This window comes from Enterobacter cloacae complex sp. P2B (genome assembly GCF_014895985.1).
GTDB classification, from domain to species: domain Bacteria; phylum Pseudomonadota; class Gammaproteobacteria; order Enterobacterales; family Enterobacteriaceae; genus Enterobacter; species Enterobacter bugandensis.
The window spans coordinates 144,072-159,784 of sequence record NZ_JADBQQ010000027.1 but is presented as its reverse complement, the minus strand read 5'-3'; the positions used below and the strand labels follow the sequence as shown (position 1 = coordinate 159,784).

15 protein-coding genes and 1 tRNA gene are annotated in these 15,713 nt (G+C 53.2%); 8 read left to right on the top strand and 8 right to left on the bottom strand.

What is annotated here, in order from left to right:
- From IM313_RS22210 to IM313_RS22195, 4 genes are all read left to right on the top strand, one after another.
- Nucleotides 1-1,269: tail fiber domain-containing protein (locus tag IM313_RS22210; RefSeq protein ID WP_193056107.1), on the top strand; the 1,269-nt coding region annotated here is incomplete at its 5' end.
- A gap of 236 nt (nt 1,270-1,505) precedes the next feature.
- Nucleotides 1,506-1,925 carry a translesion error-prone DNA polymerase V autoproteolytic subunit gene (locus IM313_RS22205; RefSeq protein ID WP_020884462.1) on the top strand — a complete coding sequence of 140 codons (420 nt, stop codon included), beginning with the start codon at nt 1,506-1,508 and terminating at the stop codon, nt 1,923-1,925.
- A 2-nt stretch (nt 1,926-1,927) separates the two neighbouring features.
- Nucleotides 1,928-3,196: a Y-family DNA polymerase gene (locus tag IM313_RS22200; RefSeq protein ID WP_193045061.1), complete on the top strand. Its 1,269-nt coding sequence runs from the start codon at nt 1,928-1,930 to the stop codon at nt 3,194-3,196.
- A 132-nt stretch (nt 3,197-3,328) separates the two neighbouring features.
- A complete protein-coding gene (locus tag IM313_RS22195; RefSeq protein WP_110915290.1) occupies nt 3,329-3,835 on the top strand; it encodes a DUF4431 domain-containing protein in 507 nt (168 codons plus the stop codon).
- Here IM313_RS22195 and IM313_RS22190 read toward each other — a convergent pair.
- From IM313_RS22190 to IM313_RS22170, 5 genes are all read right to left on the bottom strand, one after another.
- Nucleotides 3,800-4,498 (bottom strand): SOS response-associated peptidase, encoded by a 699-nt coding sequence (locus tag IM313_RS22190; protein WP_110915289.1) that lies wholly within the window; start codon nt 4,496-4,498, stop codon nt 3,800-3,802. The genes IM313_RS22195 and IM313_RS22190 overlap by 36 nt on opposite strands.
- A 93-nt stretch (nt 4,499-4,591) precedes the next feature.
- Nucleotides 4,592-5,272, bottom strand: coding sequence for a DUF2335 domain-containing protein (locus IM313_RS22185; RefSeq protein WP_162790939.1), 681 nt, complete (start codon nt 5,270-5,272; stop codon nt 4,592-4,594).
- A 632-nt stretch (nt 5,273-5,904) separates the two neighbouring features.
- A tRNA-Pro gene (locus IM313_RS22180) sits at nt 5,905-5,981 on the bottom strand.
- A 72-nt stretch (nt 5,982-6,053) separates the two neighbouring features.
- The gene (gene yejM, locus IM313_RS22175; protein WP_049000385.1) at nt 6,054-7,814 is read right to left on the bottom strand and encodes an LPS biosynthesis-modulating metalloenzyme YejM; all 1,761 of its coding nucleotides are present in this window, start codon (nt 7,812-7,814) and stop codon (nt 6,054-6,056) included.
- 19 nt (nt 7,815-7,833) lie between these two features.
- The gene (locus IM313_RS22170) at nt 7,834-8,061 is read right to left on the bottom strand and encodes a YejL family protein (protein WP_014884596.1); all 228 of its coding nucleotides are present in this window, start codon (nt 8,059-8,061) and stop codon (nt 7,834-7,836) included.
- A gap of 134 nt (nt 8,062-8,195) precedes the next feature.
- On the opposite strand from IM313_RS22170, the gene yejK reads away from it, so the two are divergent.
- On the top strand, nt 8,196-9,203 hold the full coding sequence (gene yejK, locus IM313_RS22165; RefSeq protein WP_008500957.1) for a nucleoid-associated protein YejK: 1,008 nt from the start codon (nt 8,196-8,198) through the stop codon (nt 9,201-9,203).
- A gap of 50 nt (nt 9,204-9,253) precedes the next feature.
- Here yejK and rplY read toward each other — a convergent pair whose 3' ends face one another.
- Both rplY and IM313_RS22155 read right to left on the bottom strand, forming a co-directional pair.
- Nucleotides 9,254-9,538 carry a 50S ribosomal protein L25 gene (gene rplY, locus IM313_RS22160; RefSeq protein ID WP_028013887.1) on the bottom strand — a complete coding sequence of 95 codons (285 nt, stop codon included), beginning with the start codon at nt 9,536-9,538 and terminating at the stop codon, nt 9,254-9,256.
- A 125-nt stretch (nt 9,539-9,663) separates the two neighbouring features.
- Nucleotides 9,664-11,424, bottom strand: a complete 1,761-nt coding sequence (locus IM313_RS22155; protein ID WP_192971279.1) for a DEAD/DEAH box helicase — start codon at nt 11,422-11,424, stop codon at nt 9,664-9,666.
- Between the two features lie 152 nt (nt 11,425-11,576).
- Here IM313_RS22155 and rsuA point away from each other — a divergent pair, with 152 nt between their 5' ends.
- The 3 genes from rsuA to IM313_RS22140 all read left to right on the top strand — a co-directional run bounded on the left by rsuA (nt 11,577) and on the right by IM313_RS22140 (nt 14,120).
- A complete protein-coding gene (rsuA, locus tag IM313_RS22150) occupies nt 11,577-12,284 on the top strand; it encodes a 16S rRNA pseudouridine(516) synthase RsuA (protein ID WP_028013885.1) in 708 nt (235 codons plus the stop codon).
- Between the two features lie 15 nt (nt 12,285-12,299).
- Nucleotides 12,300-13,496, top strand: a complete 1,197-nt coding sequence (locus tag IM313_RS22145) for a Bcr/CflA family multidrug efflux MFS transporter (RefSeq protein ID WP_048958051.1) — start codon at nt 12,300-12,302, stop codon at nt 13,494-13,496.
- A gap of 279 nt (nt 13,497-13,775) precedes the next feature.
- Complete coding sequence (locus tag IM313_RS22140) at nt 13,776-14,120, top strand: YejG family protein (RefSeq protein ID WP_028013883.1); 345 nt, start codon at nt 13,776-13,778, stop codon at nt 14,118-14,120.
- Between the two features lie 3 nt (nt 14,121-14,123).
- Here IM313_RS22140 and yejF read toward each other — a convergent pair whose 3' ends face one another.
- A complete protein-coding gene (yejF, locus tag IM313_RS22135; protein ID WP_193034334.1) occupies nt 14,124-15,713 on the bottom strand; it encodes a microcin C ABC transporter ATP-binding protein YejF in 1,590 nt (529 codons plus the stop codon).

Below are 15,713 nucleotides of genomic sequence, written 5' to 3'. Positions count from 1 at the left end.
ACGGGCACGAACTGGACGGCGCCAGCGGGCCAGGTTCGTGCTGGCCAGACGATTATCGTCATGTCGAGCCCGGTTCAAATTTTCCAGATCTCAAGTGTGGACAGTTCCACCTCGATGACGGTTACACCTGCCGCCGCTCCGGCACTTAGCGGTCAGAAGTATGGAATCCTAGTTTCCGACAATATCTCTGTCGACGGACTGGCACAGGCCATGTCGCAGCTCATCAAAGAGTATGACGAGAATATTGGCGCGTGGGAGACGTTCGCCACAACCTCAGCCAATCAGAGCATTACCGTAACCATTAACGGCACCCCTGTAACGATCCCCGGCATCGGCAAACTGGCGCAAAAAGGGAGTAACGGTGCGCTGGCTGTTGCTGACGGCGGCACTGGGGCCACGAAGGCAGAAGACGCTCGCACAAACCTCGGTTTGGGAGACAGCGCCACCAGGAGTGTTGGGACGGTAACTGGTACCGTAGCTGCCGGCGATGATTCTCGCATCACTGGTGCCCTTCAAAAAACTGGCGGGAAACTTACAGGACAACTGGATTTGGTAAGTGCACCGCTTGTGGCAGACGGTAACTCGGTTATTGTTGCAAATGGTGGTCTTGATGTTGATTTAGCAAAAGGACTAGCGTTAAGAGGAAGAGTGCAGCAGGGGGCGGGCAAAAACAATAATATACTGGTGGTATCTGGAGATGGTGATACAGGCGCGACGGGATATGTAGGTGCATTCCAGTATAACTGGTATACCGATGGCTGGATTACAGGGATTACCCGTGGTTCAGGAACTAACACGCTGACGTATTCGATTTACTATAACGGTGCATCTTATGGTACAGGGGATAAACGATGGAGCTTCAATTATGATGGTTCCGCCACTTCTCAGGGGGCCTGGGTTAATGGTTCTGACGAGCGTCACAAGTCCAATATAAAGCCGGTGTCGACCCCACTAGCCGCCGTACTATCCATGCGTGGTGTCACGTATGACGTTCAGGATGGTGGTCGGGGTGTAGGACTTATTGCCCAGGATGTTGAAAATTGGTGTCCGGATGCCGTTAAGACATATGGAGATCGTGAATTCAGTGATGGCACTGTGATTGAGAATTTCAAATTTCTCGACACATCAGGCGTGTCTGCCGCATACCACACCGAAGCAATCAAAGAACTTTTTACCCTGGTGGAACTGGTACTTATCGATCCGGAAAAAGCACGTGATGTAATCAACGTGGTTAAAGAAGCCACTAAGCCTAGCCAGTCAGGTTTGTAAACAATACTAGGCATCTAATAAGTAAAACGCCGCACATCGTATGCAAGTATTTGCGGCGGCTAAAATCTGCTCATTAAGAGTTACTGCCATAAAATTTACAAAACTCATAATTCGAAGCGACATAGAAACTTAGAAACGAAACGGCGAAGCTTTAAGCAGTTACAGTTGAGCCCGGATCTTGCGGACACTTATAAATAAAACTACTGTATATAAAAACAGTATTTGAGGTGTGTGCAATGGAATTCATCAGGCCAACAGAACTGAGAGAAATTATCGCTCTTCCGCTTTTCAGTGACTTAGTACAGTGTGGTTTCCCAAGCCCCGCAGCTGATTACGTTGAACAGCGTATCGATCTCAATGAGTTACTTGTCGCTCATCCGAGTTCCACCTATTTCGTCAAAGCCGCAGGTGATTCAATGATCGAAGCCGGGATCAGTGACGGTGACCTGCTGGTGGTGGACAGCTCTAGGACTGCTGAGCATGGTGACATTGTCATCGCTGCGGTGGAAGGGGAGTTCACTGTTAAACGCCTGCAACTGCGCCCGACCGTGCAACTAAATCCTATGAACAGCGCCTACAGCCCGATTGTTGTTGGCAGCGAAGACACGCTGGACGTTTTCGGCGTCGTAACTTTCATCGTTAAATCTGCGAGCTGAATATGTTTGCTCTCTGTGATGTGAATTCGTTCTACGCATCATGCGAGACTGTATTCAGGCCGGATCTGAGAGGGCGGCCGGTTGTCGTTCTCTCAAATAACGATGGCTGCGTGATCGCGCGCAGCGCAGAGGCAAAAGCCGCAGGGATAGCAATGGGCGAGCCTTTCTTCAAGCAAAAGGAGCTTTTCCGGCGCGCTGGCGTTGTTTGCTTCAGCAGCAATTACGAGCTTTACGCTGATATGTCGAACCGGGTAATGACGACGCTGGAAGAAATGAGCCCCCGCGTCGAAATTTACAGTATCGATGAAGCTTTTTGTGATCTTACCGGAGTGCGAAACTGCCGGGACCTGACTGAGTTCGGCAAAGAAATCCGCGCTACAGTTCTGAAGCGTACGCACCTCACCATTGGCGTTGGCATTGCCCAGACAAAAACACTCGCTAAACTCGCCAACCACGCCGCAAAGAAATGGCAGCGACAGACGGGCGGGGTAGTTGACTTGTCAAATGTCGATCGGCAGCGTCGGCTGTTGGCGATCGTGCCTGTAGAGGATGTTTGGGGCGTTGGTCGCAGAATCAGTAAAAAGCTTAATGCCATGGGCATCAAAACAGCTCTGGACCTCTCTGAGCAGAGTACGTGGATTATTCGAAAGCACTTCAATGTCGTCCTGGAGCGAACGGTCCGGGAGCTGCGCGGCGAACCATGTCTGGATCTGGAGGAGTTTGCACCTGCAAAACAGGAGATTGTCTGTTCCCGGTCTTTTGGCGAACGCGTTACAGAATATGAGCAGATGCGCCAGGCGATTTGCAGTTATGCGGCCCGAGGTGCAGAAAAGCTACGCGGTGAGCATCAGTATTGCCGTTTTATCTCGGCGTTCGTGAAGACGTCACCTTTTGCCCTGAATGAGCCATATTACGGCAACAGTGCGTCAATGAAGCTTCTCACGCCAACACAGGATTCCCGCGACATCATCAACGCCGCGGTTAAGTGCTTGGACAAAATTTGGAAGGATGGCCACCGCTATCAAAAGGCTGGAATCATGCTGGGAGATTTTTTCAGCCAAGGTGTGGCGCAGCTGAACCTTTTCGATGAGCACGCGCCGCGCGCTGGAAGCGATAAGTTGATGGAGGTGCTCGATCACTTGAACGCGAAAGACGGGAAAGGAACACTCTTCTTTGCCGGGCAGGGCATACAGCAGCAGTGGCAGATGAAACGTGAAATGCTTTCGCCAAGATATACTACGCGTTTAAACGACCTTCTTAAGGTAAGGTAGTTCACTGATTTAACTTAAGTCGCATAAACATTCTTTCTTGAATCAACATTGTAAAACCATGATAAATTGATATTATTCTAATATTATGGAAAAGGGGTCGTTAAGAAATTTTTAATAATTGAGGGATAGGCCGTGAGTGATTTTTTATCAAGCAATAACTGGCAAGGGATTGGTGTAATTTGTTCTTTGGTAATGGGGGTCTTTGGTCTTTTTTTTACAAGATATTTTGGTCGAAGATTATTTAAAGCAAAAAACTCTAAGTTCTCAAAGAAAACAGAAAACCCAAAGGAACTGATTGAAGGCCAAACGACTACCCTTTACGGTAAAGTTAGAGACGAAGTGTTTCCAGGGCCACCAAACTATGAGTCTATCAATAATGGTGATAAACCCTTGTTTTACTGGATTCTCTATGTAAATGAACCAATTAGCTTAATCGGTCGGAGTATTGAAGATAATCAGCCTTATGATAAAGGAAACTCATGTATGTTTCAATTATGCCTCACAGAGAATATTTATGATGAACGTTTAGATATTCTCGGTAAATATGTTAAGGCTGAAGGAGAAATATTCTTGGGTCATACAGGTTATCATAATACCAAAGCTCTACTTAATGTTCGCTCCATTAGGATTATTAAGTAAAGGTTGTATTAAATCTATTCCTTGGTTATTGGGATTCCCCACGGCACGCGTCACAGCATGCCATATAAACTTTTCTGCCGGAACGAAACCGTCAGTTGCTATCTCTTCGGCTTCTTTCCCGCCTATATCTTGGCGCATCCACTCCCGGGCGGCTTCTGGTGACAAAACAAGTGGCCGGCGGTCGTGAATGTCGACCAGACCTTTGTCAGCTGCAGACGTCACGATGAGAAAGCCTTCTGCTTCGTCACTACGTTCGAACGGCGCGCTACCGATCGCTGCCATAAAAATCGGCTGGCCGTCGGCGCGGTGAATGAAGTAGGGCTGTTTCTTGCCGCCTTCCTTTTTCCATTCGAACCATCCATCTGCGAAACAGATCGCTCGACCGTGCTGCCACAGAGGCTTAAACATTCGGCTTGTTGCCGCAGTCTCTACGCGTGCATTAATCAATGGAGGTTTCTGCCACCACCCTGGAGCATACGACCAGAGGACCGGGTCCAGATGTAATTGCTCGTCGCGTTCGCTCAGCAGCAGAACTTTGGTACCAGGCGCCACGTTGTACCGGCCAATAGGTGCCGGATCATACGCAATGTCACGAGCGGCTTCATCGGCCAGGTATGCCAAATATTCTTCACGGGTTTGGGCTTGTGCAAAACGTCCACACATAGAAACCTCCAGTCAGTCAGACTGAAAGTATAGGGCAGGTAGAAAAAGTAGCGCGGACTGGTTAAATCACAAAAAAATAGCCCGCTAAGCGGGCTATTTCTCATTACTATCTTCAGCTGGTAGTTGTGACTGTTTGTCTTCTTTCTCATCTCTACTATTGTTTGGTCGACGATTCAGAATGAACGTTACTAAGATCGTACCAATAGTAGTGGTTGCGATAGTACCGGCAAGAATATCGTGTCCAGTTACCCCAAGCGTTACACTTGCAATGAGTGCTAAGCATGTCAATGCAAATCCGTACTTGCGGTTCTCCTGATCACGAGTAATAGTTGCAGAAACAGCCAGTTTTTCCATTTCATGCTGATGCTTTTGGTTAGCTTCTAACTGCCCAATAAAACGCTCAGTTGCTCCAGGGCAAAATGTTTCATATCCAGAAAGCAGTTCGCTAGGAGGAAGAGGACCACGATAACTCTTCTGTTGAACCATAACCATGTGACGAACCTGCTCGTCTTGCATGATTCGTTCAAGAACTTCTGGCTCTTTTTTAATGACGTCAGTTACGATTTCGGCGATTGCCTCATCACCACTATCGCCATCATCCTCCAAGTCGGTGTGCGAATTGTTGAAGGATTCCGAGTTGGAGTTCGTCTTCTCGGCTTCTGCATCTATTGAGGGATCGATAATCTCTGCCTCTTCGATAACTGTGTCGTTTGCACTCAGCCCCAGTGATCTCGTTCCACTCGGAATCGTGGAACTTAAAGTCATTTGCTTCATTAATGTAGATTCTGAGGAGCCGCTCTGTGTCACCGATTTCATCCTTTCCGATAGACTGTTTGATTTCATCACTCAGTTGTAGAAGTGCCCTTTTTGACTCTTCGTTCAACTCTACGACAGCATCAAACAATCGTTCATTGTTAGACTTATGTACAATCAGAGCGAAATAATCTGTAGCTGGGAACGGGTCAAAAAAGTTAAATTTTTTAATAGTATCCGCTATTTTTTTCATGTTTTTCATCGTGCAACCCTCCGTTACAAAGCGCAAGGTATGCGAACTGAAACTACCTAGGCCTACGAGTATGAGATAGCGAAGAAGTTTTATCAATCCCATTAGCGATTTTTTACTCAATAACTACATACCTTCACAACTTTATCACTGCACTACTTACTTCATACACTTAATATTGTTGTTTCTGAGCGGAAATCAAGTAGTGAAGATTTTCTCGGATTTTTCGTTGTAATCTTTCAACGAAACTAGGGATAAAGTCTTAAGAAATCTACCAGTGCTTGTGCTACCACCCAAAGAGTCAACTGTTGGTAGTTATTCCCCTTTTTTTCCCCATTTCTTCCCCGTTCAATAGCAAACTAAAAAAAAACCAGCCATAAGAGGCTGGTTTTCAATATGTTTTTGGTCGGCACGAGAGGATTTGAACCTCCGACCCCCGACACCCCATGACGGTGCGCTACCAGGCTGCGCTACGTGCCGACGCATAGAAAGAATACTACTCGATTCCGTTTCGAATGCAAGGGAATCCGACGCTAACTGGTTTATTATTAATCAGTTAGCGATGAAGCGCTTCTCATCCGTCAGAACCTGTAACAGCAGGCTAAGCTGTGGTTTCTGATCCTTCAGCCGTTCACCCTGCAGATTATAGGTCTGATAGTTCCCGTTGCTGTTCAGCACCAGCGTCAGCTTCGGCGTGGTCACCACCAGCGTGTTGCCGTCAGCTGCAGTCACCCAGTTATGGCGGCGCGTGGCGCTGAAGAGATCCTGCCCCTGCGAATACTCGTTTGCTGGCGTACTGACGTGCAGCAGGCGCTGCATCAGGGTCGTCATGACATCTTTATGTTCTGTGAGCATATTGATGCGCTGCGCCGGCGTTCCCGGCCAGTGGATCACCAGCGGAACATGCAGGTTTGGACGTGACCAGCTCATGCTCTTCGTCTCGTCGCCTAACGGTACGCCATGCCCCGCGGTCACGATCACGACCGTGTTATCAAGCTTGCCTGATTCACGTAGCGCGTCAAGCACGCGGCCAATCTGTGCGTCAACATCGCTGGCCGCGCGGCCATAGCGGCGCGCAAAGCTAGCCTGGTTGCTGTCGTTAAGCGTTGTGCCGTTAAAGGCCACCCACGAGAACCAGCGGTTATCTTCCTGCGCGTAGCGCTGCAGCCAGTTTATCCACTGGTTTGCGGTCTGGGCATCAGACTGGCTCTGCGCGGCAGGCAGTGAGAAATCAGAGAGCAGCGCCTGGCGGTACAGTGGACTGTTGAAGCCGTCCGATGAGAACAACCCTAACTGATAGCCCTGCTGATTAAGCCCGGTGATCAGCGCCGCAGGAATGCGCGCAGACAGCACGCCGTCCATGTATCCGGCAGAAATGCCATAGAACAGGCCAAAGATACCTGCATCGGTTGAGTTACCTGAACTCATATGTTGGGTAAACGATACGTTCTGACTCGCGAAATCGGCCAGCGCAGGCATCTGCTTCTCGTAACGAGAATAGTTGAGGCCATCGACGGTAATCAGCAGGACGTTTTGCCCGCGACCCATATCGCGATAGCGCAGATCGCTCAGTGGATACTGCACGCTAACCGCCTCCGGATTACCCTGTTCGACCAGACGGCGCTGGTACTCCTGGGCATCAAGCAGGCCGTGTTTCTCAAGGAAACGACGGGCCGTCATCGGATAAGAGAGCGGCAGGTTAGCGCGCTGCATGGTAATAGGGCGATAGAAGTTCGCATCCGCCCAGATATACATGAGGTGCGAACTGATAAATGAGACGAAAAAGAGCGCGGCGACGGGCTTCGCGTAATGGCGGCGTCGGGTCAGGCTGCGGAGCTTTTGCCAGCTCCAGGTGGCAAACAGCATCTCAATCAACAGGATCACCGGAACGCTGATGAACATCAGCTGCCAGTCGCGGGCCGTTTCGTTCTGGTCGGGGTTGATCACCAGTTCCCAGACGATAGGGTTGAGATGCAGGTGGAAGCGGGTGAACACTTCACTGTCGATAAGCAGCAGCGTCATCCCCACCGTCGCAAGGATTGCGGACAAGAACCGCATCAAACGCTGCGACATGACGATAAACGTCAGAGGAAACAGGATCAGCAGATAGGTGGCGAATACCAAAAAGCTAAAGTGACCAACAACGCTTATCCAGGAGTAGATACGCCCGGTTAGCGTTGTGGGCCAGTCTGCGACAAACAGATAACGACAGCCAATTACCGTCGCTAGCAGAATGTTGAACAGGGCAAACCAGTGTCCCCAGCTGACCATCTGGGAGACTTTTTCACGGTAGCGCTGACGATTCGTCACCATAAACTGTTGTTCGTTTCCCTTAATGGGCCTGGTCGTTGCTGACGGATGACTGTAACGCCTGGGCGAAAGATTTGGCGATCGCCTGACGCTGAGCCGGAGCAACGCTGGTGTTGATAAGGTTGGTGACCATATTTCCCAAAACCATCAGGGAGAGATCGGTCGGCGTTTTATGTTTTTCCAGTACGTTGACCAGCTCACTGAGCAGTTGTTCAACGTGTTCATCACTGTAGCGGGAATGTTGTGGCATAAATCAAAATCAGTTTGTTGATGAAAGGGCAACATATTACCGTAGCAACAGCTTTTTTTCCCCTTTTTTATCTGTTGTTGCACACATGTCCTGGTGGTGGTTGAATACCGCCCGGTCTAAAAGGAGAGTTTATCATGAGTCTGGAAATCAACCAGATTGCCTTGCACCAGCTTATCAAGCGTGATGAGCAAACCCTTGAAGTGGTGCTACGCGATTCGTTACTGGAACCCACGGCAACCGTTGTGGAAATGATGGCAGAGCTGCATCGCGTCTACAGCGCTAAAAATAAAGCCTATGGTCTGTTCAGTGAAGAGAGTGAACTGGCCGATAGCCTGCGCCTGCAGCGTCAGGGTGAAGAGGATTTCCTGGCGTTTAGCCGCGCGGCAACCGGGCGTCTGCGCGACGAGCTGGCGAAATATCCGTTCGCCGACGGCGGTATTGTCCTGTTCTGCCACTATCGTTACCTGGCGGTCGAGTACCTGCTGGTTACCGTGCTGAATAACTTAAGCAGCATGCGCGTGAACGAGCAGTTGGACATCAGCTCAACGCACTATCTGGATATCAACCATGCGGATATTGTGGCGCGCATTGATTTGACCGAGTGGGAAACTAACCCGGAGTCGACCCGCTACCTCACCTTCCTGAAGGGGCGGGTGGGCCGCAAAGTGGCGGATTTCTTTATGGACTTCCTCGGTGCCAGCGAAGGCCTGAACGCCAAAGCGCAGAACAAAGGGCTGCTGCAGGCCGTTGATGACTTCACGGCGGAAGCGCAGCTCGATAAATCTGAACGCCAGACCGTGCGTCAGCAGGTTTACAGCTACTGCAACGAGCAGTTGCAGGCCGGGGAAGAGATTGAGCTGGAGTCCCTGTCAAAAGAGCTGGCGGGCGTCAGCGAAGTGAGCTTCCAGGAATTCACCGCGGAGAAGGGCTATGAGCTTGAGGAGAGCTTCCCGGCGGATCGCAGCACGCTGCGTCAGTTAACCAAATTTGCCGGCAGCGGCGGTGGGTTAACCATCAACTTTGACGCCATGCTGTTAGGGGAACGCATTTTCTGGGATCCAGCCACCGATACCCTGACCATCAAAGGCACGCCGCCGAATCTGCGCGATCAGCTTCAGCGCCGCACGTCTGGCGGTAAATAGCAGCCATAAAAAAACCCCGCCGAAGCGGGGTTTTCTCGACAGGTTTGCGATTACGCGCGAACGAAGTCGATGTGAGTCAGTTTTGGCTTGAACGCGTGACGCTGAACAGCCTGAACCTTCACTTTTTCTTCTTTACCGCCAACAACGATGGTCAGAACTTCGCTGTAGAACTCAGCTTTGGTCTGCATGTTCCACACTTTGTCGTGATCCAGTTCGATAGCAACTGGAGCAGCTTCGCCACCGTAAACGATAGCCGGGAACTTGTTAGCGTTACGCAGGCGGCGGCTCGCACCCTTACCCTGCACGTTACGTACTTCTGCTTCGATAGTGAACATTGATTTCTCTCTGTATTTAAAACCCTACTACAGGCGACCCAGCAGCAGGTGAGTGTTCTGCCCCACGGATGTGAAGCGGGCGGCATTTTATACTCAAATGCCCCGCACATCAATGAAAAGTCCCGTTAGCCGCGCAATTCATTTGCCCGACGGAAGCGACCTTCATAGTCAAAGACCTTCTCGCGAACCTGCCAGAACTGGCCTTTCTTGCGGGCGACCACGAAGTCGGGGTGGCGCAGCTGCGCCTGCTGATGCACGATATCCGCCACGGTTATCCAGCGCAGCGGCACGCCAGGCGTACGGGTATGCGGCCGGATAAACAGCTGCTCAAATGCCGTACGCTGGGCAGGCGTCTGAACCCTGAACCGTTCGCTGACGTCAGCGCCATCCTCATCGTAATAGGTGATTTTCAGCCATTCGCCTTTTTCATCCGCGCCGGGCTGCAGCGCCATGCCGGAGCAGCGCAACACCAGCGCATCTTTCAGCTTCAGCGCCGCTTTCAGCATGTCGTCCGGGTCCACCAGCACCGTGTCGCACTCGCGGCAACGGCGGGCGGCGATGTCATTTTCGGCGTTGCACTGCGGGCAGTTTTTGAAGCGAAAGCGGAAATCGCACTGCTCGCGATGCCCCTCATCATCCTCAAACCAGCCCTGACAGCGGCGGCCAAAGTGTTCAATCAGCGTGCCGTCGGCGGTGGTTTTTCCCCAGAAGGTGTTGGCAAAGCCGCAGGCCGGGCAAAACACCTGTACCGGCACGTTGTCGCTTTTGCCTTTTGGCGCGCCCACTTCCGGGGAGTACAGATCGTGCGGGTTGCCGGCGTAATCCAGTATCAGGCAGTCGGTTTTGCCCGGCGCCAGGCGCAGGCCACGGCCGACAATCTGCTGATACAGGCTGACGGATTCCGTCGGGCGCAGAATCGCAATCAGGTCGACGTGCGGGGCGTCAAACCCGGTGGTTAATACGGAGACATTCACCAGGTAGCGGAACTGCTGGGCTTTGAAAGCCTCAATCAGCCTGTCGCGCTCCGGGCCGGGCGTTTCGCCTGTGATCAGCGCCGCGTCGTCAGCGGGTAGCAGTCCCGTGATTTCGCGCGCGTGTTCGACGGTGGCAGCAAAAATCATCACCCCTTTACGCGTTTGCGCGAACTCTTCAATCTGGCTGATGATATGCGGCGTGATCCGCTTCTGTTTTTTCAGCTCATGGTTAAGATCCGCCTCGCTGAACAGCCCGTTGCTCTGCGCCTGTAAGCGGCTGAAATCGTACTGCACGACCGGCATATCCAGCCGCTCGGGCGGCGTCAGGTAGCCGTGCTTAATCATGTAGCGCAGCGGAAGTTCATAGATACAGTCGCTGAACAGCGCTTTCTCGTCGCCGCGCACCATGCCGTGATAATGAAAGCGGTAGATCCAGCCTTTGCCCAGACGAAACGGGGTTGCCGTCAGGCCGAGCAGGCGTAAGTGAGGGTTCACCTCTTTAAGGTGAGTGAGGATTTGCTGATACTGGCTGTCGTCGTCATCGCTGATGCGGTGACATTCGTCGACAATCAGCAGCGAAAACTCGCTGCTGAACAGATCCAGGTTGCGGGCCACCGACTGTACGCTGCCGAAAACCACTTTGCCGTGGCTCTCTTTGCGCTTCAGCCCGGCGGCGAAAATGTCGGCTTCCAGCCCCAGCGCACAATATTTGGCATGGTTTTGCGCCACCAGCTCTTTGACGTGGGCCAATACCAGCACGCGACCACGCGCCAGGCGCGCCAGTTCGGCAATGACCAGGCTCTTGCCTGCACCGGTCGGGAGGACAATGGCCGCCGGTTCCCGGTGTTTACGGAACCAGGCGAGCGTCGCGTCAACGGCTTCCTGCTGATAGGGACGAAGTGTAAAAGTCATGGGGTCTCGGTTTCGTTAATCCGCATATAGTATGCCACGAAACTTTTTCCCTTGAGTGGCGCAACCAGACCATTATACTGAACCGTTCCTGACTGCTTCTTTTTTCGGACGCACGGTCCGACTTCCAGCACCATTAAGGCTAAAAAGATTTCATGCGACTTGATAAGTTTATCGCTCAGCAACTCGGCGTAAGCCGCGCTATTGCCGGGCGCGAAATTCGCGCCAACCGCGTTACCGTGGATGGCGACATTGTGCGAGACAGCGCGTTCAAACTGCAGCCTGACCATCAGGTTGAGTACGACGGCAATCCGCTGACCCAGCAGCACGGTCCCCGCTATTTCATGCTCAATAAGCCGGAAGGCTATGTCTGCTCAACGGACGATCCGGATCACCCGACGGTGCTCTATTTCCTCGACGAACCGGTGGCGCATAAGCTGCACGCCGCGGGCCGCCTCGACATCGACACCACCGGTCTGGTGCTGATGACCGACGACGGTCAGTGGTCGCATCGCATCACTTCCCCGCGCCACCACTGTGAGAAAACCTATCTGGTCACGCTGGAGTCACCGGTTGCGGATGACACGGCAGAGCAATTCGCGAAAGGCGTTCAGCTGCATAATGAAAAGGATCTGACCAAACCCGCCGTGCTTGAGGTCATCACCCCGACGGAGGTCCGTTTGACCATCAGCGAAGGACGCTACCATCAGGTGAAACGCATGTTTGCCGCCGTGGGTAACCACGTTGTGGGCCTGCACCGTGAACGCATCGGTGCGATTGCGCTCGATCCCGACCTGGCGCCCGGTGAATATCGTCCGCTGACGGAAGAAGAGATTGCCAGCGTCGGTCTGCCTTCTCACTAATTTCAGGAGAACCCTGTGACCACCAGGCCACACTCGTCGTTCAAAATTGTCTTCATTCTTGGCCTGCTGGCGATGCTGATGCCGCTGTCTATCGATATGTATCTGCCTGCGCTGCCGGTGATTTCCGCGCAGTTTGGCGTACCGGCAGGCAGCGCGCAGATGACGCTCAGCACCTATATTCTCGGTTTCGCGCTCGGACAGCTGCTGTATGGCCCAATGGCCGACAGCCTGGGGCGTAAGCCGGTTATTCTTGGCGGGACGCTGGTCTTTGCGGCCGCAGCGGTCGCCTGTGCGCTGGCGCAGAGTATCGATCAGCTGATTATCATGCGCTTCCTGCACGGGTTGGCCGCCGCTGCCGCGAGCGTGGTGATCAACGCCCTGATGCGTGATATCTACCCGAAAGAAGAGTTCTCCCGCATGATGTCGTTCGTCATGCTGGTGACGACGATTGCGCCGCTGGTGGCACCGATGGCCGGTGGTGCGGTGCTGGTGTGGTTTAGCTGGCACGCGATTTTCTGGATCCTGGCGCTGGCCGCGCTGCTGGCCTCGGCGATGATTTTCTTCTTTATTGATGAAACGCTGCCCGTTGAGCGCCGCCAGAAATTTCATATTCGAACCACGATAGGCAACTTTGCCTCGCTGTTTCGCCACAAGCGGGTGCTGAGCTACATGCTGGCGAGCGGGTTCAGCTTCGCCGGAATGTTCTCCTTCCTGAGCGCCGGGCCGTTTGTCTATATCGAACTGAACCACGTTTCGCCGCAGCACTTTGGCTATTATTTTGCGCTCAATATCGTCTTCCTGTTTGTCCTGACCATCATTAACAGCCGCTTTGTCCGGCGGGTGGGCGCGCTGAACATGTTCCGCGCCGGGCTGTGGATCCAGTTTGTGATGGCGGTCTGGCTGGTGGTGAGCGCGTTTCTGGGCGTGGGCTTCTGGGCGCTGGTGATCGGCGTGGCGGCCTTTGTCGGCTGCGTGTCGATGATCTCGTCCAATGCGATGGCGGTGATCCTCGACGAATTCCCGCACATGGCGGGAACCGCATCGTCACTGGCGGGAACCTTCCGCTTCGGGATTGGTGCCATCGTCGGGGCGTTACTCTCTATGGCGACCTTTACTACGGCCTGGCCTATGCTGTGGGCGATGGCTTTTTGCGCAACCAGCTCTGTGCTTTTCTGTCTTTACGCCAGCCGGCCGCGAAAAGCGGCGCACTAACGCGCAGATAAGGCCCGAAAGGGCCTTTTTTGTTGACGCATATCAACCAAACTCGCGTTCGTTTATTCCGTGTTTGTTTATTTTATGTAAAATCTATTTATGTAAAAAGTCACATCATTGTATTCAAAAAGGTTGAGTTAGATCGCAGAAACGGGTACATATAGCGCCGACGCGAGCCTCGATACCGATAAAAAAGCGCTGAATAGTGCAGGTTGGCGATGATGTGTTACTATGAATGTAAATAAATTGTGAAGTAAATTTTGCTTCCGGGGAACGAACGTGAATACATTACAACTCTCCATTGTCCATCGCTTGCCCCAGAGCTATCGCTGGTCGGCGGGTTTTGCAGGTTCGAAAGTTGAACCGATTCCGCAAAGCGTCGCGGGCTGTGAGAATTGCCTGGTGGCGCTCAAGCTGCTGAGCCCGAGCGACGAAAATGCGTGGCGGGTGATGGAGCGTCTCAGCCAGGCCCTGACGGATATCGAAGTGGACAGCTCCGTACTGGAGTGCGAAGGGGAGCCGTGCCTGTTCGTCAAAAGCCAGGACGAATTCGCCGCGACCTGCCGCCTGAAAAACTTTGGCGTTGCGATTGCTGAACCTTTCTCCGGCCAGTATCCGTTTTAAGCGCTAGTCTGCCGCGAGCAGCTGGCGCGTGTAGCTCTGCGTTGGCGCAGTAAATACGCGCTGGCAATCACCCTGTTCGACCACCTCACCCTGTCGTAGCACAATCACCTGATGGCATAGCGCCCGAACCACCTGTAGATCATGGCTGATAAAGATATAGGCCAGCCGGTGCTTTTCCTGTAGCCCTTTGAGCAGCGCCAGGATCTGCGCCTGTACGGTTCTGTCCAGAGACGAGGTCGGTTCATCCAGAATAATCAGCTCCGGTTTCAGGATCAGCGCGCGGGCGATGGCGATACGCTGGCGCTGTCCGCCGGAAAATTCCGCAGGGTAGCGGTGGCGAGTGTCGGGATCTAAGCCCACTTCCGCCATCACCCGCATGACCTCCTGTTCCCGCTGTTGCGCACTCAGGCCAGGCTGGTGAACGCGCAGGCCCTCTTCGATAATCTGCAACACGCTGAGGCGCGGGTTAAGCGAGGAGTTGGGATCCTGAAATACCACCTGCATGCGGGGCCGCACGGGCAGCATCTGGCGGCGGTTCCAGCGGTGCAGCGGCATATCGTCAAACAGGATCTCGCCCTGAGAGGCAATTAAGCGCAGCAGCGCCAGACCGGTAGTGCTTTTCCCCGAACCGGATTCGCCCACCAGCCCCAGGGATTCACCCGGTCGCAGCGAGAAGCGGATATTTTTCAGCACCGGGTTCTGGTCAACGATGCGCCGCAGAACGCCTTTGCGGATCGGGAACGAGACGGATAAATCATCGACGCGCAGCAGCGGTGTGCTGTCTGCCGTGAGAGGCACCGGGTCGCCGGAAGGTTCGCTGTCGAGCAGGCGCTGCGTATAGGGATGCTGCGGCGCGTTCAGCAGCGTGGACGCGGTATTCTGTTCAACGCAGCGTCCGTTTTGCATGACCTCGACGCTGTCGGCCAGCTTTTTCACGATGCTCAGGTTGTGCGTGATAAACAGCAGGCTCATGTCCAGCTCGTCACGCAGTTCCCTCAAGAGTGTCAGAATTTGCGCCTGCACCGTGACGTCCAGCGCCGTCGTCGGCTCGTCGGCAATCAACAGTTCGGGGCGCGTGAGCAGGGCCATGGCAATCATTACCCGCTGGCGTTCGCCGCCGGAGAGCTGATGCGGAAAATCATTCAGCCGTTTGGCCGCGTTGCGTATGCCTGTACGTTCCAGACAATCCAGAATTTCGCCCCGCGCGGCCTCTTTGCGCATCCCCCGATGAAGTGACAGCACTTCATAGAGCTGTTTTTCCAGCGTATGCAGTGGGTTGAGCGACACCATCGGCTCCTGGAAGATCATGGCAATCTTATTGCCGCGAATACCGCGCAGGGTATGTTCATCAGCGTGCAGCAGCGAACTGCCGTGGAACAGAATATCCCCTTGCGGATAGCTCACGGGCGGGGAGGGCAGCAGACGCAGGATGGAGAGCGCCGAGACGCTCTTGCCCGAACCGGATTCACCCACCAGCGCCAGCGTTTCACCGCGCTGGATCTGCAGCGACAGGTCGGTGACCACGGTACGGGTCTCGCCCTGCTTCGAGAAGGCAATCGACAGGCGATCAATACTGAGAAGAGGCTGCGTCAT